The sequence below is a fragment of the Agrobacterium vitis genome (assembly GCF_013426735.1).
Lineage (GTDB): Bacteria > Pseudomonadota > Alphaproteobacteria > Rhizobiales > Rhizobiaceae > Allorhizobium > Allorhizobium vitis_D.
On the sequence record NZ_AP023272.1, the window covers coordinates 2,441,336 to 2,462,908 of the forward strand.

Genomic DNA, 21,573 nt, shown 5'->3' on the forward strand with positions numbered 1-21,573 from the left:
CCACATCATCTTGGCCCCCTAAGAGGTTAAAACTCGCCTGCAACCTCACGGCGTCTGAGGTCAAGTTCTTCGCTGTAGCGGCGAAGCGTGTGGCTTTCGGTCAGCAAGCCGATGGGACGGTTCTGCACACGATCATTCATGACGGCCAGTGCTTCGCTCTGGGTGGAATCAAAGATGGCGGCGGCCTGCTTGACGTTCATGGTCGGCAAAAGCACATCCTTGGTATAGCGCAGATAGGTTTCCAGGCTGCGGCTCTCATTCTCACGATCCATTGGATCGGCATAGATTTCCGGCAAAAGCACGATACCGGCATAGCGACCGTCGTCATTAACCATGATCACACGCTGGGTCGAACCTAGGGGAAATTGCTTGCAGAATTCCTCAAGCCCCATGGAGAGCTTGGCGGTGCGGACATCGGCGCGCATCATCTTGGCCACCGTCAGGTCGCGTATCCAGCCGACATCCTGGGCGCTGCGAATGGTTTCTCCGCGCAGGTGAAAACGCCATGTGGCGAAGGAATAGCCAAACGACACCCGCACCACCAGCGAGGTGGTGATAACGGAGGCAAGCACCAGCGCGGTGATGGGAAAGTCGCCGGTCAATTCCAGAGCCAGGAAGGTCATGGTCAGCGGTCCACCAATGACGGCGGCGGCAAAGGCGCTCATGCCAACCACCGCATAAATCACCGGCGTCAGCGTCACCGCTGGAAACAGCATGGCACCAAAGGCGAAGATCTTGCCAAGCAGCGCCCCCATGAACAGCGAGGCGAAAAACAGGCCACCACGAAAGCCGGAGCCGATGGAGATGGCGCTGGCAATGGATTTGAGCACGAACAGCAGAACCAGTGCATAAAGGCTGCTCTGGGTATTGAGGTTGATATGCAGCGCGCCGTGGCCACCGGCCAGAACCTGCGGGGAAACCAGCGCCAGAAGGCCGATAATGATTCCGCCAATCATCGGCCTGAATGGCTGCGAGATAAAGCTTTTGCGCGCCGTTTCCTCAATGAAGGAAACGGCCTGCATGAGGACGATGCCAACGCCCGCGCAGACGATGCCGAGCATGACGGCGGGCAGGTAATCGATTGGGGTGATGTTACCAACCGCACCGATATCGATGGACAGCCCCTGCCCGCCGATCTGGCTGGTAACGATTTTTGCCACCAGTGCCGAGACGATCACCGGGGCGAGCGTCACGACCGTATAGGAGCCAATGATCAGTTCAACCGCATAGAAGGCGCCGGTCAATGGCGCATCGAAAGCCGCGGCAATCGCACCGGCGGCCCCGCAGCCGACCAGCAGTCGTAAGTCGCCGCGCCGCAGCTTCAGCTTGACGCCAAGCTTGGAGGCAAAGCCGGAGGCGATCTGGGTGTAACCGGCCTCCAACCCGACCGAGGCCCCGAAGCCATTGGAAATGATGTTCTGCACACAAACGATGATGCTGTCGGTCAGCGACAACCGTCCACCATGCAACGCATTGGCCTCGATGGGGTCCACCATCGGTTTTTTACGGGTTTTGGACAGAATGAAGACAATGACGCCGAGGATGACGCCGCCGATAATAGGACCGCCCAGCACGATAGGCCCGGTAATGCCGCTGCCACTCAACGTGCCCTCAACGCCGAAGATTAGAAAATGCAGGCTAGCGCTCAGGAAGCTGACCAGCGACACCAGCAACCCCGCGAGTATGCCGATAATGGCGGCCAGCACCACCAGCCCCAGCTCGCCCCGCCGCAGCAGCGCCTGAAGCCGGGAGGCTTTCAGATTGTTGAGAAAGCTGGCCGTGCTGGGAGATTGAAAGGGCTTGTTCAACATCGTCTATCCTGGCCCGCGCCACGTTTTCAAGAAATCAGGCCGGCAGCGTGAGCTCAAATTGCATCTGGTCATACGCCGGCTCGACATGGTCAGGCGTTTCGCGCAGGACGGTCTCGTAATCGAGTGGAATATGCATATGGGTCAATATCGCCCGCTTCGGGGCAAGCGATTCGATCCAGGCTAGCGATTGCGACAGGGACAGATGGCTCGGATGCTCCCTGTATTGCAGGGCATCGATAACAAGCACATCCAGCCCGGCCAGACGCTGCACGGTTTTCTCTGGAAAATCGCTGACATCGCTGCAATAGGCGACATCACCAATGCGAAAGCCGAGTGAAATAATGTCGCCATGCTGCTGTTCCAGCGGCAAGAGCGCAATGCGTCCGCCTGCGCCATCGATCTCAACCGGCTGGTTCATGTCCTCGATGATATGGGGACGGACGATGGGTGGATAATTGCTACCATCAGGGGTCTTCAGGCAGTAGCCGAACCCCGTCTCTATCCGACGCATGGTCTCCGGCTCGGCATAGATCGGAATGCGTCCGCGCTGCATCAAGGAATAGCCGCGAAGATCATCGATGCCATGCAAGTGGTCGGCATGGGCGTGGCTGTAGACGACAGCGTCCAGCGACTGGACACCCGCACGGATCATCTGTTCACGAAAATCCGGACCGGTATCGACGAGAACCACGGTCTTGCCGCCATCCGGGCCGATCTGCTCGATCAGAAAAGACGCGCGTGTGCGCCTGTTCTTCGGGTTCGACGGATCGCAATCTCCCCAGTCACCATTGATCCGCGGCACGCCCGGCGAGGATGAACATCCCAGAATGGTGAAGCGGCGGAGATAGGTCATCGGTCACTCAAAGCCTTGGCATTTTCGAAAACAGTCGCAATGCATTATCCGTGGTGATCGCGGCGATTTCGGCGTAGCTGACGCCTTTGACCTCGGCCAGCACCTCCGCCGTATTGACGACATAGGAGGGCTCGTTGCGTTTTCCACGCCAGCGCTTTGGCGCAAGGTACGGCGCGTCTGTTTCCACCAAAAGGCGATCCAGAGGAATTTCCTTGGCGATATCGCGCAGCTCCTGCGATTTCGGAAAGGTCAGAATGCCGGAAAAGGAAATATAGCCGCCCAGCTCGACGCCGGTTTTCGCCAAAGCCTCGCCAGCCGAAAAGCAATGCAGAATGAAGGGAAACACACCCTTGGCCGTCTCGTCGCGCAGGATCTGCGCCATGTCGTCATCGGCGCTGCGGCTATGGATCACCAGTGGCAATTGCGTGCGGCGCGATGCCTCGATATGGCGCAGGAAGCCGGTCTTCTGGTCCTCAGGCGTCTGGGTATCGTAGAAATAGTCCAGGCCGCATTCGCCGATGGCAACGACTTTCTCATGCGTCTCGGCCAGCCGCACCAGATCGTCCGCAGCGATCTCCAGCTCTTCATTGGCATTGTTGGGATGGGTGCCGACCGAGCAGAATACCGAAGGGTAGCGCTCGGTCAGCGCCAAAAGCGCCGGAAGCTTGGCGACGCGGGTGGAGATCGTCACCATCTGCTTGACGCCTGCGTCATGGGCGCGCTTCACCAGCTCGTCGCGCTCTTCCTCGAAATCGGCGAAATCCAGGTGGCAATGGGTATCGATCAGCATCACTCAGGCCCTGTCTGCTGCTTTGTCTGCTGCTTTGTCTGCATCTGGGGCAATGTAGCGCGGGAAGACCGGTGAGACGGCAGGAAGCTCCGTGCCGGGCGTCAGGCGACCGGCTTGCCCCAACTTGGCGAACACCCGATCATCCGGCGCAATCGCCACGAGATCAAGCAGCTTCGCTGCACTATCAGGCATGATCGGCTGGAACAGGATGGCGATCTGCCGCACCACTTCCGCCGTCACATACAGCACGGTTTCCATACGCGGCACATCCGTCTTGCGCAGCACCCAAGGGGCCTGGGCGGCGAAATAACGGTCGGCTTCGTTGACGATGTTCATGATCGCGCCCACAGCCTTGTGGATCTGCTGGCGGGACATTTCCTCGCGGCAGATGGCAATCGCTTCATCCGCCGTGGCGAGAATAGCCTCGTCGGCATCGGTCAGAGGGCCGGGCTGCGGCACCTTGCCGTCGAGGTTCTTGGCGATCATCGACAGCGAACGGCTGGCGAGATTGCCGATGCCGTTGGCGAGATCGGCATTGATGCGAGTGGCGATCCCCTCTTCCGAATAGGAACCGTCCTGACCGAACGACACTTCCCGCAGGAAGAAGAACCGCACCTGATCCAGGCCGAAGTGATTGACCAGATTGACCGGGTCCACCACATTGCCGACAGATTTCGACATCTTCTCACCCTTGTTGAGAAGAAAGCCATGCGCATAGACCCGCTTGGGCAACGGCAGGCCAGCCGACATCAGAAAAGCCGGCCAGTAGACGGCGTGAAAGCGAATGATATCCTTGCCGATGATATGGGCGTCTGCTGGCCAGTATTTGGCGCGCGGGCCGTTTTCATCGGTCAGATAGCCGGTTGCGGTGACGTAATTGGTCAGCGCATCGACCCAGACATACATGACATGCTTGTCATCGCCGGGCACTTTGATGCCCCAATCGAAAGTGGTGCGCGAAATCGACAGGTCCTTGAGGCCGGACTTGACGAAGGACATCACCTCGTTGCGGCGCTCATTGGGGCCAATGAAATCCGGCTGATCCTCGTAGAGCTTCAGGAGCTTGTCTTCATAGGCCGCGAGCTTGAAGAAATAGCTTTCCTCCTCCACCCATTCCACCGGCGTTCCCTGTGGCCCATAGCGAACGCCATCGGCGCGAAGCTCGGTTTCGTCTTCGGCGTAATAGGCCTCGTCGCGTACCGAGTACCAGCCCGCATAGCTGTCCTTGTAGATATCGCCGTTCTTCTCCATCCGCTTCCAGATTTCCTGGCTGGCGGCGTGGTGACGCGGCTCAGTGGTACGGATGAAATCGTCGTTGGAGGCATTGAGCAACTTGCCCATAGCGCGGAATTCGCCGGAATTGCGCTCCGCCAGTTCCTCAGGTGCAATGCCTTCGTTGCGGGCGGTCTGCTGCATTTTCTGGCCATGTTCGTCGGTGCCGGTCAGGAAGAACACGTCCTTGCCATCCAGCCGCTGGAAGCGCGCCATCGCATCCGTGGCGATCAGCTCATAGGCATGGCCGATATGCGGCTTGCCGTTCGGATAGGAAATGGCGGTGGTGATGTAGAACGTATCTTTCATGGGTCGGCCCTTGCAGTCCGCTTTATCGATCAGGAATGTCCGCCGCTCTTAGCGCATGTCGCCGCGTTGCGAAACAACAAGTTTCTCGGCCACGCGCTTTGCGCATGAGGTCGCCGCCTTGACCGGCGTGCATTCCTTTCGCTAGATCGCTTCCATCGGCCCTGTCCGAATCCGAGGAGGCGACGTTCTGACCGATTTTTCATTCGATCCAATGGTTTCGCTTTCAGGCTTTTTCGTCGGGGCTCTGGTTGGTATTACCGGCGTTGGCGGCGCCTCGCTGATGACGCCATTGATGGTGCTGCTGTTCGGCATTCACCCGGCAACCGCGGTGGGAACCGACCTTCTCTATGCGGCAATCACCAAGATGGCGGGGGCTGCCGTGCATCATCGTCATGGGCATATCCGCTGGCGGCTGGTCGGCCTGCTGGCACTGGGCAGCATTCCGGCAACCTCAGTGACGCTCTGGCTGATGAGCGGCGTTGACAGGAAAAGCGCCCATTCCACTGATCTCCTGACCACCAGCCTCGGCATTATGCTGATGATCACTGCACTCATCCTGCTGTTTCGCGATCTGCTGATGCGCTATGAAATCAAATGGCTTCAAGCCCATCGCAGCCCAAGCCCACGCACCATTGCAATCGGCACCTTCGGTCTTGGCCTGGTGCTGGGTGCCGTGGTCACGCTGACTTCGGTTGGCGCTGGGGCCATCGGCGTGACCGTGCTGCTGTTTCTCTACCCACGCGCTGCCATCAACGATATCGTCGGCTCCGATATCGCACATGCCATTCCGCTGACGTTGATCGGCGGCATCGGCTACTGGGTGATCGGCGACGTCAATTGGGTGCTGCTGGGCTCGCTACTGATCGGCTCCATTCCCGGCATCGTCATGGGGAGTTACGCGGCACCACGTCTGCCGGAAAAAGCGGTGAGAATGATCCTGGCGGTTATTCTGGTCGTCGTCGCAGCAAAGCTGATCGCGCTATAGAACCCGGTCAAGCTTATACAGCCGCGACCTCGCCAAGAATTTCCAGCAGAGTCTGCTTACGGTCGAGGTTATAGGCCCCGGCCACGCCAAGCTTTTCGATAATAGCACTGGAGAGCCGCGACAGCCGCTCGGCCCGGGCAAGATCGCCCGCCATCGCCACCTGCCGCGCATTGTCCATCAAGAATTCGGACAGATGCTCGATGAAGAAATGGTAGATCACGTCGCTGTCCTTGGCTGAAAGTGCATCGGCCAGCTTGTGCATCTGTTTTCTTGCCGCCGGACCTTCACTGGCGAGGATCGCATTGAAGGCCGCGATGATTTCCATGCCGCCGTAATTGATCAGTTTCAACGCCTGCGACACACTGCCCTTGGAGAGATCAGAAAGCGCCGCCATCTGCTCTACAGGTGGTGAGACCCCCAGATGCGCCAGCGCGCTTGCCAAATCGTCCGCGCCAAGCGTTTGCAGTTTCAGCGGCATGCAACGTGAGCGGATGGTGGGCAAAAGCTTGCCCGGCGCATGGGACAGAACCAGAAACAGCGAGCGTTTCGGCGGCTCCTCCAGCACTTTCAAAATCGCATTGGCGGCATTGCGGTTCATGTCGTCGGCGGGATCGAGGATGACGATCCGCCAATTGCCACCACCTGAGGTCTGGGAAAAGAAATGACCAGCCTTGCGGATTTCCTCCACGGTAATCGAGGATTTTACCCTGCCGGTCTTCTCATCCACCGGCCGGGCAATATGCAGGAGATTATGCGAGGCCCCGGACGCAATCTGCCGCCCAACCAGCGAATTGGGGTCCGGGTCGGCGAGGACGAAGGGCGCGCTGGCGGGGTCGGGATGCGATAGAACATGATGAGCGAAACGGAAGGCCAGCGTTGCCTTGCCGATCCCCTCCGGCCCTTCGATCAGGATTGCATGATGCAGCTTGCCGGACTGGTAGGAACTGGCCAGAAACTGTTCCGCAGCGCCATGGCCAAACAGCCTGTCATTGGCAAAAGGCGCAATGGCGCCATCGAGAAGGCCGGGCTTTTCCATTCTAGCGCCTTCCATTGTTGTGAGGCAGGAGTGGTTTCACGGCAGCAAAAATTTCCTCGGCGATCTTCTCGATCCCGGCGCGCGCATCCACTACCTTGCAACGCCCAGGCTCGGCCCGCGCAATGGCCAGAAAAGCCTCGCGGCGGCGTTCGTGAATGGCGATTTCCTCTTTCTCGAAACGGTCCGGCGCATCTTCTCCCAAAGCCCCGGCCCGGTTTTTGGCCCGCGCCAATCCAATATTGGCTGGCAGATCGAGGATGATCGTCAGGTCCGGCACCACGCCATCAACGGCAATCGCTTGCAGCCGCTCGATAAAGGCTGAAGAGAGATTGCCGGTTGCGCCCTGATAGACCCGCGAGGAATCCATGAACCGATCACAAAGCACCACATCGCCCCGCAGCAGCGCCGGACGCAGCCGGGCTTCGACATGGTCATTGCGGGCAGCGGCAAACAGAATGGCCTCCATTTCCACCCCGAACGGCTCGGCGGCCCCCGACAGCAGCACATGTCGCAAGGCCTCGGCGCAGGGTGAGCCACCCGGTTCACGGCTGGTGACGACGGCAAAGCCGAGTGCCTCCAGCGCGTTCGCCAAACGCCTGATCTGGGTGGACTTGCCCGCCCCCTCGCCGCCTTCGAATGTTACGAATAATCCGCTGCCAACCGACACTGATCCGCTTTCTTTCCTGTTTAGAGTGTTTCCGGACGGGAAAACGGTCCCCACGTTTCGGTCCGATGCTCTAGAGTCTGTCAGATTCAGATTGAACCAGACAGACTCTAGCTACTCTTGTTTTCGTTTGTCTTTTCGGGAAAACCGGATTCCACTTTTCCCTGACAAACTCTAGAACCGCTGTGTAACGTAAGCTTGCGCCCTCGGAAACCTCTGTCGGTTCAAACCCAGGAAAACAGCAGTTCCACCAATGCGTCACGGGTACGTTTGACCAGCGAGCCCAGCGTCGATGGTGACGCGGCCTGAAGCGGCATGTCGCGCAGCAGCTTGTCGCCAAGCAACACCTTCAAATGTCCGACCTGCTGGCCCTGCGCAACGCCGGGACGCAATGGCCAGGGATAAATCACCTTGGCTTCCAGCTTATCGCTCGCGCCAACCGGCAGATAGACATCAACCGGCTGCGGCGACACCAGTGGCACTTGCGCCGGTTCACCGCCATAAACGCTGGCCTCACCGATCACTTGCCCCGCCTCGAACAGGCGGCGCTTCTCAAAAGCGGAAAAGCCCCAGGCGAGTGCCTTTGCCGCATCCTCCTGCCGGGTCTTGTCGCTTTCGCTGCCCGCCAGGCCCAGATAGAGCCGCACGCCGTTCTGCTGGGCGGACGCAACGATGGAATAACCTTCCCCCTCGGCAAACCCTGCCGCCAGGCCATCCACACCGGGTGACTGGCCGAGAAGCGGATTGCGATTACGCTGGAAGATCTTGTTCCATTCGAAATCCGGCTGGGCGTAGAGCGCATAGAGATCCGGGTAATTGGTCTTGAGCGCCTGCGCCAGCGTGATCATATCCCTCAGGCTGACTTTATTACCGGGGTCAGGAAGACCGGTTGCATTGGCAAAATGGCTGTCCTTCAGGCCAAGCGCCGCTGCCCGCTCATTCATAAGCTTGACGAAACCCTGCTCCGATCCAGCCATGCCTTCGGCAAGGATCAGGCAGGCATCATTGGCCATTTGCACCATGACGCCCTTCAGCAGCGCCTCCACGGGCACGCGCGAGCGCACAGCAGCAAACATCGTCGCCGTGCGCGACGGCGCGCCACCGGTGCGCCAGGCAAATTCGGAAACGGGAAAGTCCTGGGACAGCGTCAGACGACCGGATTTCAGCGCATCGAGCACCACTTCCGCAACCATCATCTTGGAGAGAGAGGCCGAGGTAAAGGGCTGATCGCTGTTCTTTTCAAACAGCACGCTGCCGGTTTCCGCCTCGATCAGCAGGACCTGCTTGGCCTCGGTGGCATAGACGGCGGGCGTTGCCGCGTCGGCTGCCGCTCCTTGCGCAAAGGCGCCGGTCTGAAGACTTACGCCGTAGAAAAGCGCCGCAAGCAGCACAAGCATCTTTCTATCGTATAATCCAGCATACGCCCAAAAGCGCTTTGTGACCGGCAAGCCGATATGCATCGCCATCCTTCACCAATAATAAGATGCCAGAGGGCGAGAATCGCCACCGGCATCTATAATGGATAGGTTTTATGGAGGAAGGCGTCTACCCTTGAAAACGGCGAGAGGAAGGCTCAAGCAAGCCTCACCAGCGCCAGTTGGGATCAGCCTTCATTGGGATTGGAATAGGCATTGGCTGTCACAGGAGCCGGGCCGACATGCCAGCCGGGCGGCAGGCCGCCACCAGACGGTGCCGCCACCGGCTTCTGACGGGTCGCAGTGGCACGAACCGGCTGCGGTGCGGCCACAGGCGCCATCTCCCGGCGAGCAACGCCGGTGCTGGCAGCATTGCGCGGCTGCGGCATCGGCTCAGCGGAGGCAATGGCCGGAGCCTGCCATTCGCGGGTCGGTTCAATGCGGGTCGGTTCTGGCCGCGATACGGCGACCGGCTGACGCTGGACCGGGCGCGGTGCATTGGCACTGGCGGAAACCGGATAGGAGTTGCTGCCGTAAGCCGAGGCTGACGCCGGCGCAATAACCGGTTTGGCCGTTTTCGGCTGCGGTGCAGACGCGCTGGCCGGGCCTGCGAAACGGCCGAAGAAATTCTGCTGCGGCGCATTCGACGCCACCATCACGCCACTGGCGATCTGGCCTCCACCGAAGGGATCGACGCCGGGAACGCGCTGGCCCTTGCGGACGTAAGACGCCATCAGATAGGGCATGTCATGTCCCGTCATGTCGGCTGGGCCAACATATTTGACCTTAACATGGGCCGTGCCATGGCCCTTAACGTCAAGAAGTTCGGCTGCCTTGTCGGAAAGGTCGATCAGGCGATTGGCGTGGAACGGGCCACGATCGTTGACGCGGACAATGACCGAACTGCCGGTATCGAGATTGGTGACACGAGCATAGCTGGGCAATGGCATTGTCGGATGGGCGGCGGAAATGCCGTATTGGTCATAGACTTCGCCATTGGCGGTGTAGCGACCATGGAAAGCCGAGCCATACCAGGAGGCAAGCCCGGAGGCTTCGTAATTTGGGTTTTCGCGCGGCTTATAGACCTTGCCTGCCACCACGTAGGGGTTCCCAACCAGACGGCGACCGCCGCCCTTCGGCACAGGACCATTTTCCACCACTCGCGGGCTAGCCTTCACGCCATAGGCGGATTCGGCAAAATATTCCTTGCTGCGTTTCTTGGTCGTGCTGACCTTGCTCACATCATGGTTTGCGCCACAGGACGTCACCGCCACGCCCGCCAGAACAACCCATGCCATCCGCAAACATCCGGAAACTGAACGCCGCTGCAAAACCATTTTTACCGTCATCGCACCGACACACCAATCAGGACCGCGACGCGGCCATTGCAAAGAATAAATGTCAAATTTTAGTCCCCCGAAGTGACACAGGACTGTGCCACAATAGAAATGGGGATAAAATGGCGAAAATGCGATTATGGTTAAGACGTTAGGGGGAATAGTTCGAGTTATGGTTAATGAAGGGTTAAGCGGAGACGGACATCCCCTCCAAACGGTCATACCGACCGGGTCAATCCACCATCCACTTTAAGATTTTGACCAGTGATATACCCTGCGCCCTCGGACGCCAGAAAAGCGACGGTCGCGGCGATCTCCGCGCTTGTGCCATATCGCTTCATTGGAACGGCATCCCGACGCTGTTCGGTTGCGGGCAGGCTGTCGATCCAGCCCGGCAGAACATTGTTCATGCGAATATTGTCCGCGGCATAGGTATCGGCGAAAATCTTCGTATAGGCGGCAAGACCGGCGCGAAACACTGCCGAGGTCGGAAACATCGACGAAGGCTCAAACGCCCAGGCGGTGGAAATATTGATGATAGCGCCCGATTTTTGCGCCTGCATGATGGGTGTGACGAGACGGACAGGACGGATGACGTTCAACAGGTAGACGTCCATGCCCATATGCCATTGCTCATCGGTGATCTCGATGATCTGGGCGCGCGGGCCATGACCGGCACTGTTGACCAGTACATCGATCCGCCCCCAGGCTTCCATGGTGATATCGGTCAGACGCGCCAGGTCGTCATTGGATTGATTGGACCCGGTTACGCCAATACCGCCAAGCTCAGTCGCCAGCGCCTCGCCCTTGCCGGAAGATGACAGGATGGCGACCTTGTAGCCATCACCGGCAAGACGTCTGGCGCATTCGGCTCCCATGCCGCTTCCGCCAGCCGTAACGACAGCAACTTTCTCTGCGGACATCATATCTCTCCCAAGGGCTAACCGGAAAATTATGCAGTAGCGCAGCCCGCCATAATGCGTTCGTGCGGCAGAAACACTGACGCACGAAACTCGGTCTCGACGATACAGCGCCGAAAATCAGCCAACGAACGCCCGCTCGATGACGAATTCAGCTGGCTTGTTGTTCGCACCTTCAGTCAGCCCGGCCTTTTCCAGCAGCGCTTTGGTGTCCTTCAGCATCGCTGTCGAGCCGCAGATCATTCCACGGTCAATGGCCGCGTCCAGCGCCGGGACGCCAAGGTCGGTAAACAGCTTGCCGTTTTCGATAAGGTCGGTGATCCGGCCCATGAAGGGGTAATCTTGGCGGGTGGCGGTGGCGTAATGCTTCAGCTTGTCGCCGACGATTTCGCTCAGCATCTCATCGGCCTTGATTTCAGAAATCAGGTCGAATCCGTATTTCAACTCAGCGACATCGCGGCAGGTATGCGTGAGGATGACTTCCTCGAATTTCTCATAGGTTTCCGGGTCGCGGATCAGGCTGGCGAAGGGCGCAATGCCGGTGCCGGTCGAGAACATATAAAGCCGCTTGCCGGGCGTCAGCGCGTCCAGCACCAGGGTGCCGGTCGGCTTCTTGCGCATCAGCACCCGATCGCCCGGCTTAATCCGCTGCAAATGCTGGGTCAGCGGTCCGTTCGGCACCTTGATCGAGAAGAATTCCAGTTCCTCGTCCCAGGACGGGCTGGCGATGGAATAGGCGCGGTAGAGCGGCTTGCCATCCACCATCAGGCCGATCATCGCGAACTCGCCCGAACGGAAACGAAAACCGGCAGGCCGGGTCATCCGGAAGCGGAACAGGTGGTCGGTATAATGCGTCACGCTCAGCACCGTTTCGGCATAGACGCCTTCCGGGACGATCAGTTCGGCATTATCGGTCTTTGCAGGAGCATTCATCAGCGTTCGAGTCCTTCAAATCGCATGTTGAACCGCCGCGCATCAGGGCGTATTCGGCCATGCATTATCCGCCTTGGCGGGCCTGTTACTGTAAAATCCCAAGCATGGCCAGAGGCCACACGCGGATGCGATCATAAACCGCAGCAGAGCACGCCTTCCGGATAACAGAAAGCGTGCAACCGACAGTGAGGCGAGACGCGCAGCAAGGCCATTACATCGTTCCTTATGAGTAGACCGGCGTCAAGAAGCCGACCGGCGGCGCCAGCTATAACCGCCAACCTCAGCAGCTGGCCGGGCAGTTGGCTGATAATGATTGGCAATCCCCGGCAGACGCCCCTCTTCCAGCCGTTTCAGCGCCACCGTATTGGTAACAGCAAAGCTGTTAAAGCCGGTGCGCAGCATCAGCGGCACCTGATCGATCAGCACGTCGCCCACCGCCCGCAATTCGCCCTGATAACCAAGCCGGTCGCGCAACAGCGAAGCATGGCTAAAGCCACGCCCGTCGTTATAGGCCGGGAATTTCACGGCAATGATGGCGATACGGTCGAGATAGGGTTTCAGCTTCGTCACGTCATCGGCTGGCGCGATTACCACGCCGAGATCGACGGCATTGCTGTCTTCAGCCGCAGCGATAAAGGCGTCCAGCGGCAGAAGCGCTTTCTGGCCCTCAGCCACCTTCAGCTCTTCGGTTTCCTCCAGCCAGATGTCCTGCGCGGTAAAACCGGTTTCGGTCCAGATACGGGTCATGATCGCGCTCCTCAGGCGGCTTCGGCGGATGCGCCGCCATACAGGGCTTCCTTGAAGGGCTTTGGCCCGACACGGCGATAAGCCTCAAGGAAGGTCTCCTTCGGATCAAGGCGTAGTGCCAGATAGGTATCGACCACCGTCTCCACCGCATCCGTCACCTTTTCCGGCTCGAAACCGCGACCGATGATTTCGCCGATGGACGAGTTTTCATCACCCGATCCGCCCAGCGTGATCTGGTAAAGCTCCGCACCCTTCTTTTCCACACCCAGCAGACCGATATGCCCAACATGGTGATGGCCGCAGGCATTGATACAGCCAGAAATCTTGATTTTCAGCTCACCGATTTCCGCCTGGCGCGCCTGGGAGCCGAAGCGCGAGGAAATTGCCTGCGCCACCGGAATGGCGCGGGCATTGGCCAGCGCGCAATAGTCCAGCCCGGGACAGGCAATAATGTCGGTGATCAGGCCCGCATTGGCGGTGCCAAGATTAGCACCGGACAGTGCCTGATAGAGCGCTGGCAGATCGGCCATCGCCACATGCGGCAGGATCAGGTTCTGTTCATGGCTGACGCGGATTTCGTCAAAGCCGTAGCGTTCGGCCAGATCCGCCACCAGATCCATCTGGGCATCGCTGGCATCGCCGGGAATGCCGCCGATCGGCTTCAGCGAAATCGTCACCATGCCGTAATCGGGATGCTTATGCGGCTGCACATTCTGCCCAAGCCAGGTAGCAAAGCCGTCATCGGCCTTTTTGGCTTTGGCCAGAACTTCCCAGCCTTCCGGGCGCTCAACCAGTTCAGGCAGGGCGAAATAGCTCTCGATGGCGCGAATATCGGCATCGGGCAGCTTCAGAACACTGTCCTTCAGGTTTGCGAATTCCGCATCGATCTGGCGGGTCAGTTCTTCCGTGCCGGTTTCATGCACGAGGATCTTGATCCGCGCCTTGTATTTGTTGTCGCGGCGACCATGCAGATTATAAACCCGCACAATGGCGGTGATATAGGACAGCATGTCTTCTTCGGGCAGGAAATCTTTGATCTTCTTGGCAATCATCGGCGTTCTGCCCTGACCGCCGCCGACATAGACGGCAAAGCCAAGATTTCCGCTCGCGTCCTTCTTCACATGCAAGCCGATATCATGCACCTGGATGGCGGCGCGGTCGCGCTCAGCCCCGGTCACGGCAATCTTGAACTTGCGCGGCAGGAAGGAAAACTCCGGGTGGACCGAAGACCATTGCCGCAGGATTTCAGCGTAGGGGCGTGGATCGGCAACCTCATCCTGCGCTGCACCGGCAAAATGGTCGGCGGTGACATTGCGGATACAGTTGCCGGAGGTCTGGATCGCGTGCATCTCGACGCTGGCCAGCTCTTGCAGAATATCCGGCGTATCCGACAGCTTCGGCCAGTTATACTGGATGTTCTGGCGTGTTGTGAAATGACCATAGCCGCGGTCATATTTGCGCGCCACATGGGCCAGCATCCGCATCTGCTTGGCGTTCAACGTGCCATAGGGAATGGCGACGCGCAGCATATAGGCATGCAGTTGCAGGTAAACGCCGTTCATCAACCGAAGCGGCTTGAACGCATCTTCCGCCAACTCGCCGGACAAGCGGCGACTTACCTGATCGCGAAACTGGTCCACGCGGGCCGCAACAAAGGCATGGTCAAATTCATCGTAACGATACATGTCTTTCCTCAGGCTCTAGAGTCGGTCAGGTTCAGATTGAACCAAACAGACTCTAGATCTTTTTTGTTTTCGTTTATCTTTCGGGAAAACCGGGTCCCACTTTTCCCTGATAAACTTTAGACGGCGACAAAATCAGGATCGGCATGCCCATGCCCATCCGCATAGGGAATGGTCGGACCTGCGGCGCGAATACGCTCACGCAGGCGCAGCGGCCAGAGCTTTCCATCCCGCTCTTCCACATCGACCACAGCGACGTCAACAACGAGATTATTGGTAAAGTCCCGTTTGCCGCTGGCTTCCAGCGCCGCGACAGCCTCTGCATGACGGGCAACCAGCGACGATTGCAGGTCTTCCACCCATTGGCCGGAGGCATCGAGCCAGACAGCGATGCCATCGCTCAAGCGGTTGGCGGTCAAGACTTTTTCTGCCATTGTCAAACCCTCGTCATCTGCTGTTGATCGACATTTGCCAGGGCAAGGCGCGCCTGCGCCAGCGGCATCGACCGCTCGAAATTCGCACCCGCCACCGCATCGCCGATAATGACCATAACCGGCCCAGTCAATTCCGTCATGCCTTCCAGACCCGGCAATTCCCTCAGTGTACCATGCAGCAGCCTGCGGTCACCGCGCCCGGCATTTTCCACCACGGCAACCGTCGTGTCCTGCGCCAGACCACCGGCAATCAGCCGTTCAGCCACGGATGCAGCCACCGTGCGGCCCATATAGACGGCCACGGTTGCACCTGATAGCGCCAACCGCGCCCAATCGGGCAAAACATCGCCAGTCAGGTCATGGCCGGTGGTAAAGACCAGCGAAGAGGATACGCCGCGCAAGGTCAAGGGCAATTCAAAATCGGCAGCCGCTGCCAGCGCAGAGGTAACACCGGGCACGATCTCATAGGCGATACCGGCATCGCGCAACGCCGCCATTTCCTCACCTGCCCGACCGAAGATCAAGGGATCACCGGATTTCAGCCGCACGACACGTTTTCCAGCTTGGCCAAGCGAAACGAGGAGATCATTGATCTCACTCTGTGACTTGGAATGACAGCCCTTGCGCTTGCCGACGGGAATGCGGTCCGCATCACGCCTTCCCATATCGACAACGGCTTGTGGCACCAGCGCATCATAAACAATGGCGTCGGCTTCCATCATCAGCCGATGGGCGCGAAGGGTCAACAGGTCCTCCGCCCCCGGCCCTGCCCCGACCAGAAAGATCCGACCTTCCGGCACGGTATTGGCCGCCGTCTTTAACAATTTTGTCGCGCGGCGACGTGCAGCCTTCACATCGCCACCTTCCATGGCATCAGCCACGTCGCCTTGAAAGAAAGAACGCCAGAACAAACGGCGTGCAACGCCGCGTGGCACCAATCTGTCAACGGCATGACGGTAGCTGTTGGCCAACCGACCCAACTTGCCGAGCGATCTCGGCAATTGCCGGTCGATCCCGGCACGGATCATCTGCGCCAGCACCGGCCCCACGCCTTCCGTGCCAATTGCCACCGCAATCGGCGCACGATTAACAAGAGCAGGTGTATAGAAATCACAATAGTCAGGCTGATCGACGGCATTGGCAGGAATTTTTTGCAGCCTTGCCGCTTCAACAATCATCCGATCCGCCGCGCCATCACCGGTCGCGGCAAAAACCATTTTCATCCCCGCCAGCAGATCAGGAGAAAACGGCGATGGATCGATTTCGATGGCTTTACGCTTCAGAAAGGCTGCATATGCAGGGGCTGGATCCCGAGTGAAGGCAATGATGGTCGCAGAGGTGTTGGCGATCAGTCTAGCCTTGGCAAACGCCTCGTCGCCATCGCCGAACACAGCCAATTTCGCGCCGGAAACGCGAAAAAATGCCGGAAAAACCGCCAGCTTGTCAGACTCGATGCTCAAAGACCCATTCCTTGTTATCTCGCCATTATCCGGGAAAACAACGCTCCTATGAAGAAACACGAATCTGCCTTCCCGACAGCATCGATATTTCTATCCTAACGCATTTGAAGATAAGAGCAAAACCAACCCGTCCCGGCAATTTTCAATCAATACGCAGAGGAAGGCTTTCCCTTGGCCCTTGCTTGCCGCTAAATGCGCTGCGAGTTTGTCCGGCAAAAGTGTCCACCGATTTTGCCGAAACGACAAAGACGAATTTCAAGGAGCGCCGCCCATCATGACCGATCAAAATCTCACCGCCAGATTGCTTGACGTGATCGAGCAGGACATCATCCCGCTGACGGAAAAAGGCGTGGCCGACGGCAACAAGATTTTCGGCGCGGCAATCTTGCGCAAATCGGACCTGTCGCTGGTGCTGGCGGAAACCAATAACGAGCTGGAAAATCCGCTCTGGCACGGCGAAGTTCATACACTGAAGCGCTTTTACGAACTGGGCGAGCGCCCACCGACATCAGAGCTGATTTTTCTCTCCACCCACGAACCCTGCACCATGTGCATGTCGGCAATCACCTGGGCCGGTTTCGACAATTTCTATTATTTCTTCAGCCATGAAGATAGCCGCGATGCCTTCGCCATTCCTCATGACCTGAAAATTCTGAAGGAAGTGTTCGGACTTGAGCCCGGCGGCTATCGCAAACAGAATGCCTTCTGGCACAGTTTCGCTATCAACGACATGATTGAAGTGGAAGACGATGCCATTCGTGGTGAACTGCTGACCCAGGCCCAGAAGATCCGTGGCCTCTATGGCAATCTGTCCGGCCAGTATCAATCGGCCAAAAGCGGCAACGACATTCCGCTAAACTGATCTTTCTTGAATAAGGAAAAACTATGCAGCCTTCAAAGGATATCGCCCGGCTGATCGAAATCATGGCGGCGCTTCGCGATCCGCAAACCGGCTGCCCCTGGGACATTGTCCAGACCTTCGAGACGATCAAGCCTTATACGCTGGAAGAAGCCTATGAAGTGGCCGACGCCATTGAGCGCAACGACCCGGACGATCTCTGCGAAGAATTGGGCGATCTTCTGCTGCAAGTGGTGTTTCATGCGCGGATTGCCGAGGAGGCCGGACTGTTTTCCTTCGGCGACGTGGTCGAGGCTGTGACCTCCAAGATGATCCGCCGTCATCCGCATGTGTTTGCCCGCTCAGAGGCCGATACGCCTGACGCCGTCAAGCTGCAATGGGATGCGATTAAAAAACAGGAAAAGCAGGAAAGAGCCGAACGCCGCGCAGCGCGTGGTGTGGCCGAGATGTTTAAAGACGGTCATCTCGGCTCAGTGCAGCGAACATTTCCGGCCCTGACGGAGGCCGTCAAGCTTCAGGAACAGGCTGCAAAGGTCGGGTTCGATTGGGCTGAGGCCGAACCCATTCTCGACAAGATCGAGGAAGAGATCGCTGAACTGCGTGAAGCGCTCCAAGCCGGGCAGCCAGACAAGATAAAGGACGAGTTGGGAGATCTGATTTTCGCTCTGGTCAATATTGGCCGACACACCGGCAGCGATCCCGAGCAAGCCCTGCGGGGAACGAATGTGAAATTCAGACGGCGTTTCGGCCATATCGAACAATCCTTGGCCGCCGAAAAATCATCGCTGGAAGATGCCAGCCTTGAGCGGATGGAGGAGCTTTGGCAGGCTGCAAAGCAGCTGGAACGCGGCGGCAAAACTGATGGCTAGCCAAATTCCAATCGCGGACATCAAGCCACGATTTTGATTTTAAATACTTTTTGGATTTTCTCAAAAGCGCAATCGTATCGGTGGATGCGATTGCGCACGTGATCGCAGAACTCCACTCTCGCACAAGTTATCAGTTATAATTATTTTTAATAAATATTATATCGACAACGCTTGCCTTTGAGCTGGCCAGTCGCTTGTGGAGCTCGCATCATGAACGTACATGTCAAGACCAGGCCGCCCGGACAATCACCGCAGCCCGAAGACATTGCCCACTTCATGCAGATTCTATCCTGTATCCCGGATGCGCAGACGGCATGTTGGATGGGAACGGAGTTCCTTTCTCAACTGGCGCCGCAGGACCTCCGTGAGGCAACGGTGGCGTTGTCGCATGTCCATCCCTTCTTCTTGCCCGATATCGACAACGATGGAGCAGAAAACCTCAAACTCTGCCTTGGTCGGTTTGCCGAGACGGTCCTTCAGGCGCGATTGACCGCTCATCGAGCGAATAATCTCAACCTGCTTGTGGCTGGCACGCCGGGATCGGCAGACAGTGTCGGACATGCTCTTCGCAGGCCGCTCGGGTTGCGCTCAGCCAATCTCGTCACCATGGCATATTCGGATTATTCCGCCTCCCTGTTTGGAGCCAATCTCAGCTCAAAAGAGCTGGACGAACTGGCCTTACAGCGCAATGGGCTGGACAGTGTCGGGTATGTGGCAGAGCATCCGGTGCTTTGCACACCCTATGTTGCCCGACAAATGGCGCTCTATGGGATCAGCCCGATTGTTACCACCCGCAATTTTTTCGTTTCCCTGATCTGCACAGATGACGCCCTGATGCAAGCAAGAGGCCTGCAAAACAGCATGGGTGAACGCTTTTTTGAGGATGGTCTACCCGCCTGCTACCAGGATCTACCCCTGGAAAAACGCCTGGATCTGTTGGTAGACGCACAAGCCGTCTGGTACGCGCAATTTGTCGCCAGTTGGCAGAAATGCGAGGCGAGTGGACAGGTGAAGCCGCTCTGGATTTCCTATGAAAAGGATATTCTCGGAGATGTGCACTCTCTGGCCGGGAAAATTGCCGATTTCATCGGTAATCATCAGGCTGACGCGACGGTCATTGCCCAGGCACTGACCGATGAGAAAGCTGCCAACACCACAATGGCTGATAAAAGCCTGGCATATCGGGCAAAGATCATACCGACAGCAATCCGAGCGCGCGCCATGACGATTTTTGAACGTTATGCGGGGGACGCTGATCTGAAAAACCTGATTGGAGAATAGGTCCGCCGATCATCCGCGCTGTTCAGTCCCAATCCTCGCTGCGAACCGGCTGGATCAGACCAAGCTTGCGCTCCAGCGCGCTGGCTTGTTGCTCTGAAAGCCGTAAATCGAGTGAAACCGAGCCATCATCTCGGTCCTCCCGGCTGTCCACCATGGTGTTCTCATAGACCCAGGAGATCAGGGAGAGCTTGTCTGGCGGCAAAATCACCGTGGTTTCCGTCACCACACCGGAAAGCCGCTGAGCGATCTCGGCCATCAGGGCGTCAACCCCCTCACCCGTAACTGCCGAAACAGCCATCACGTTTTGCCGGCCAGTTGCCTTTTCCGCGATAGCCTGATGCGCTTCCGGCTCCAGCCTGTCGATCTTATTCCAAACCTCGATAATGCGTTCGTCACGCTCTTTTTCATCAATGCCGAGGTCGGAGAGAATCCGCATAACATCACCCGCCTGCGCACCATTGTCCGGGTCGGCCATGTCACGCACATGCAGGATCAAGTCCGCTTCCAGCACTTCTTCAAGCGTAGCGCGAAAGGCTGCGACCAGATGGGTCGGCAGGTCCGAGATAAAGCCAACCGTATCCGAGAGAATGACGGTGCGGCCCTGTGGCAATTTCATGCGGCGCAGCGTCGGGTCCAGCGTGGCAAACAGCATATCTTCGGCCAGTACACCTGCCCCGGTAATCCGATTGAACAGTGTCGATTTTCCGGCATTGGTATAGCCGACAAGGGCAACGATCGGATGCGGCACCTTGCGGCGTTTGGCGCGGTGCAGTTGGCGGGTTCGCACCACCTGCTCCAACTCGCGTTCCAGCCGCACGATGCGATCCTGCAACATCCGCCGGTCGGCCTCGATCTGGGTTTCGCCGGGACCGCCCATGAAACCCGCACCACCGCGCTGACGCTCCAAGTGGGTCCAGCTACGGACCAGGCGACCCTTCTGGTAATTCAGATGGGCCAGATCGACCTGCAATGTGCCTTCCTTGGTGGAGGCGCGGCGGCCGAAGATTTCCAGGATCAGACCCGTGCGGTCGATGACCTTGGCGTTCCATTGCTTTTCCAGATTGCGCTGCTGAACCGGCGTCAATGGATGATCAACAATGACCAGACCGGCATCATGGCTATCGAGCAGCGCCTTGATTTCCTCGATCTTGCCGCTGCCGATAAGGGTCGCCGGACGCGGCTGGTTGACGGTAACGATCAGGCCTTGCACGATTGTCAGATCAATGGCACGGGCAAGGCCCATGGCCTCTTCCAATCGGCTCTCGTGGCTGCGGGTCGTGGTCGGACCAAGCTCAGCCGAGGCCTTTTCACTGGAACGGGCCTGCTTCAGCACTGGAACAAGAACCACGGCGCGCATGTCGTCGCGGTGCATTTCCTGTTCGGGAATAATGCTATCGGATGTGGTGTCTCGATTGGCTATAGCCGTTGTCCTGTTGTTAAACGCCAAAAATGGATTGTTCCGCCTGTCCAACGGAAATCAACCCATTCTGTTCCGGCAGGAAGTCTTGTCGAATTTATGATGCGGCTTCTTCGCTTTCGAACATCTGCATGGGCTGGCCCGGCATGATGGTCGAAATGGCGTGCTTGTAGACGAGCTGGGAATGCCCATCGCGACGCAACAGCACGCAGAAATTATCGAACGAGGTGACGACGCCGGTCAGCTTCACGCCGTTGATCAGAAAAATAGTGAGGGAAATCTTCTGCTTGCGAACCGTATTGAGAAATAGGTCCTGCAAATTCTGAGAACGTTCCGCCATGGCGCCGCTTCTTTCTATCTTGCCGGTCGGGGGTGCCGGTTGCAATTTTCTAATTTTTTTGGACAGGCTTCCCCAAATGCCCATCAGTCATGTTTGGTATCAAATCGGAAGTCGTTCCGCAATCGAGAAAACCCCAAGCAAATTCATTGTCGAATTGCA

The 21,573-nt window shown here is 58.0% G+C and carries 20 protein-coding genes; 4 read left to right on the forward strand and 16 right to left on the reverse strand.

All coding sequences use genetic code 11. The features are described 5' to 3' along the window. Window positions 1–26: 26 nt before the first annotated feature. The 4 genes from H1Y61_RS11235 to metG are packed head-to-tail and all read right to left on the reverse strand — an operon-like array spanning window position 27 to window position 5,035. Window positions 27–1,811 (reverse strand): chloride channel protein, encoded by a 1,785-nt coding sequence (locus H1Y61_RS11235; RefSeq protein WP_180572654.1) that lies wholly within the window; start codon window positions 1,809–1,811, stop codon window positions 27–29. A 34-nt stretch (window positions 1,812–1,845) separates the two neighbouring features. Further along, window positions 1,846–2,664, reverse strand: coding sequence for an MBL fold metallo-hydrolase (locus H1Y61_RS11240; protein ID WP_180572655.1), 819 nt, complete (start codon window positions 2,662–2,664; stop codon window positions 1,846–1,848). Window positions 2,665–2,671: 7 nt separating this feature from the next. Continuing rightward, a complete protein-coding gene (locus H1Y61_RS11245) occupies window positions 2,672–3,454 on the reverse strand; it encodes a TatD family hydrolase (protein WP_180572656.1) in 783 nt (260 codons plus the stop codon). 3 nt (window positions 3,455–3,457) lie between these two features. Next, window positions 3,458–5,035, reverse strand: coding sequence for a methionine--tRNA ligase (metG, locus tag H1Y61_RS11250; RefSeq protein WP_180572657.1), 1,578 nt, complete (start codon window positions 5,033–5,035; stop codon window positions 3,458–3,460). A gap of 211 nt (window positions 5,036–5,246) precedes the next feature. Here metG and H1Y61_RS11255 point away from each other — a divergent pair, with 211 nt between their 5' ends. Beyond that, window positions 5,247–6,020 (forward strand): sulfite exporter TauE/SafE family protein, encoded by a 774-nt coding sequence (locus tag H1Y61_RS11255; protein WP_180572658.1) that lies wholly within the window; start codon window positions 5,247–5,249, stop codon window positions 6,018–6,020. 13 nt (window positions 6,021–6,033) lie between these two features. Here the strand turns inward: H1Y61_RS11255 and H1Y61_RS11260 are convergent, their stop codons facing one another. From H1Y61_RS11260 to cysG, 10 genes are all read right to left on the reverse strand, one after another. Beyond that, window positions 6,034–7,056, reverse strand: coding sequence for a DNA polymerase III subunit delta' (locus tag H1Y61_RS11260; RefSeq protein WP_180572659.1), 1,023 nt, complete (start codon window positions 7,054–7,056; stop codon window positions 6,034–6,036). A gap of 1 nt (window position 7,057) precedes the next feature. Beyond that, entirely contained in the window at window positions 7,058–7,723 is a 666-nt protein-coding gene (tmk, locus tag H1Y61_RS11265) for a dTMP kinase (RefSeq protein ID WP_180572660.1), read from the reverse strand. A 221-nt stretch (window positions 7,724–7,944) separates the two neighbouring features. Then, window positions 7,945–9,117 (reverse strand): D-alanyl-D-alanine carboxypeptidase family protein, encoded by a 1,173-nt coding sequence (locus tag H1Y61_RS11270; RefSeq protein ID WP_235680706.1) that lies wholly within the window; start codon window positions 9,115–9,117, stop codon window positions 7,945–7,947. Between the two features lie 206 nt (window positions 9,118–9,323). Then, window positions 9,324–10,433, reverse strand: coding sequence for a septal ring lytic transglycosylase RlpA family protein (locus H1Y61_RS11275; RefSeq protein ID WP_180572661.1), 1,110 nt, complete (start codon window positions 10,431–10,433; stop codon window positions 9,324–9,326). Window positions 10,434–10,690: 257 nt separating this feature from the next. Beyond that, complete coding sequence (locus H1Y61_RS11280) at window positions 10,691–11,395, reverse strand: SDR family oxidoreductase (RefSeq protein WP_180572662.1); 705 nt, start codon at window positions 11,393–11,395, stop codon at window positions 10,691–10,693. 117 nt (window positions 11,396–11,512) lie between these two features. Continuing rightward, complete coding sequence (locus tag H1Y61_RS11285; RefSeq protein WP_180572663.1) at window positions 11,513–12,325, reverse strand: ferredoxin--NADP reductase; 813 nt, start codon at window positions 12,323–12,325, stop codon at window positions 11,513–11,515. 240 nt (window positions 12,326–12,565) lie between these two features. Then, complete coding sequence (locus tag H1Y61_RS11290) at window positions 12,566–13,072, reverse strand: DUF934 domain-containing protein (RefSeq protein WP_174110738.1); 507 nt, start codon at window positions 13,070–13,072, stop codon at window positions 12,566–12,568. Between the two features lie 11 nt (window positions 13,073–13,083). Further along, a complete protein-coding gene (locus H1Y61_RS11295; protein WP_180572664.1) occupies window positions 13,084–14,757 on the reverse strand; it encodes a nitrite/sulfite reductase in 1,674 nt (557 codons plus the stop codon). A gap of 116 nt (window positions 14,758–14,873) precedes the next feature. Further along, window positions 14,874–15,188 (reverse strand): DUF2849 domain-containing protein, encoded by a 315-nt coding sequence (locus H1Y61_RS11300; RefSeq protein ID WP_070164641.1) that lies wholly within the window; start codon window positions 15,186–15,188, stop codon window positions 14,874–14,876. A gap of 2 nt (window positions 15,189–15,190) precedes the next feature. After that, window positions 15,191–16,648, reverse strand: coding sequence for a siroheme synthase CysG (gene cysG / locus H1Y61_RS11305; RefSeq protein WP_180572665.1), 1,458 nt, complete (start codon window positions 16,646–16,648; stop codon window positions 15,191–15,193). 274 nt (window positions 16,649–16,922) lie between these two features. Between cysG and H1Y61_RS11310 the strand changes: the two genes are divergently transcribed. The 3 genes from H1Y61_RS11310 (at window position 16,923) to H1Y61_RS11320 (ending at window position 19,657) form a co-directional block, all read left to right on the forward strand. After that, window positions 16,923–17,510, forward strand: coding sequence for a deaminase (locus H1Y61_RS11310; RefSeq protein WP_156547807.1), 588 nt, complete (start codon window positions 16,923–16,925; stop codon window positions 17,508–17,510). Between the two features lie 23 nt (window positions 17,511–17,533). After that, the gene (gene mazG, locus H1Y61_RS11315) at window positions 17,534–18,376 is read left to right on the forward strand and encodes a nucleoside triphosphate pyrophosphohydrolase (protein WP_180572666.1); all 843 of its coding nucleotides are present in this window, start codon (window positions 17,534–17,536) and stop codon (window positions 18,374–18,376) included. Between the two features lie 210 nt (window positions 18,377–18,586). Continuing rightward, window positions 18,587–19,657 carry a hypothetical protein gene (locus tag H1Y61_RS11320; protein WP_180572667.1) on the forward strand — a complete coding sequence of 357 codons (1,071 nt, stop codon included), beginning with the start codon at window positions 18,587–18,589 and terminating at the stop codon, window positions 19,655–19,657. Window positions 19,658–19,679: 22 nt separating this feature from the next. Here the strand turns inward: H1Y61_RS11320 and hflX are convergent, their stop codons facing one another. Then, the gene (hflX, locus tag H1Y61_RS11325; RefSeq protein ID WP_180574490.1) at window positions 19,680–21,029 is read right to left on the reverse strand and encodes a GTPase HflX; all 1,350 of its coding nucleotides are present in this window, start codon (window positions 21,027–21,029) and stop codon (window positions 19,680–19,682) included. 142 nt (window positions 21,030–21,171) lie between these two features. After that, complete coding sequence (gene hfq / locus H1Y61_RS11330) at window positions 21,172–21,414, reverse strand: RNA chaperone Hfq (RefSeq protein ID WP_003539403.1); 243 nt, start codon at window positions 21,412–21,414, stop codon at window positions 21,172–21,174. Between the last annotated feature and the right edge of the window lie 159 nt (window positions 21,415–21,573).

Coding starts and splice junctions, on each gene's coding strand:
- H1Y61_RS11235 (WP_180572654.1), bottom strand. CDS start 1,811: ATGTTGAACAAGCCCTTTCAATCTCCCAGCACGGCCAGCTTTCTCAAC.
- H1Y61_RS11240 (WP_180572655.1), bottom strand. CDS start 2,664: ATGACCTATCTCCGCCGCTTCACCATTCTGGGATGTTCATCCTCGCCG.
- H1Y61_RS11245 (WP_180572656.1), bottom strand. CDS start 3,454: ATGCTGATCGATACCCATTGCCACCTGGATTTCGCCGATTTCGAGGAA.
- metG (WP_180572657.1), bottom strand. CDS start 5,035: ATGAAAGATACGTTCTACATCACCACCGCCATTTCCTATCCGAACGGC.
- H1Y61_RS11255 (WP_180572658.1), top strand. CDS start 5,247: ATGGTTTCGCTTTCAGGCTTTTTCGTCGGGGCTCTGGTTGGTATTACC.
- H1Y61_RS11260 (WP_180572659.1), bottom strand. CDS start 7,056: ATGGAAAAGCCCGGCCTTCTCGATGGCGCCATTGCGCCTTTTGCCAAT.
- H1Y61_RS11270 (WP_235680706.1), bottom strand. CDS start 9,117: ATGCTTGTGCTGCTTGCGGCGCTTTTCTACGGCGTAAGTCTTCAGACC.
- H1Y61_RS11275 (WP_180572661.1), bottom strand. CDS start 10,433: ATGGCATGGGTTGTTCTGGCGGGCGTGGCGGTGACGTCCTGTGGCGCA.
- H1Y61_RS11280 (WP_180572662.1), bottom strand. CDS start 11,395: ATGTCCGCAGAGAAAGTTGCTGTCGTTACGGCTGGCGGAAGCGGCATG.
- H1Y61_RS11285 (WP_180572663.1), bottom strand. CDS start 12,325: ATGAATGCTCCTGCAAAGACCGATAATGCCGAACTGATCGTCCCGGAA.
- H1Y61_RS11290 (WP_174110738.1), bottom strand. CDS start 13,072: ATGACCCGTATCTGGACCGAAACCGGTTTTACCGCGCAGGACATCTGG.
- H1Y61_RS11295 (WP_180572664.1), bottom strand. CDS start 14,757: ATGTATCGTTACGATGAATTTGACCATGCCTTTGTTGCGGCCCGCGTG.
- H1Y61_RS11300 (WP_070164641.1), bottom strand. CDS start 15,188: ATGGCAGAAAAAGTCTTGACCGCCAACCGCTTGAGCGATGGCATCGCT.
- H1Y61_RS11310 (WP_156547807.1), top strand. CDS start 16,923: ATGACCGATCAAAATCTCACCGCCAGATTGCTTGACGTGATCGAGCAG.
- mazG (WP_180572666.1), top strand. CDS start 17,534: ATGCAGCCTTCAAAGGATATCGCCCGGCTGATCGAAATCATGGCGGCG.
- H1Y61_RS11320 (WP_180572667.1), top strand. CDS start 18,587: ATGAACGTACATGTCAAGACCAGGCCGCCCGGACAATCACCGCAGCCC.
- hflX (WP_180574490.1), bottom strand. CDS start 21,029: ATGCACCGCGACGACATGCGCGCCGTGGTTCTTGTTCCAGTGCTGAAG.
- hfq (WP_003539403.1), bottom strand. CDS start 21,414: ATGGCGGAACGTTCTCAGAATTTGCAGGACCTATTTCTCAATACGGTT.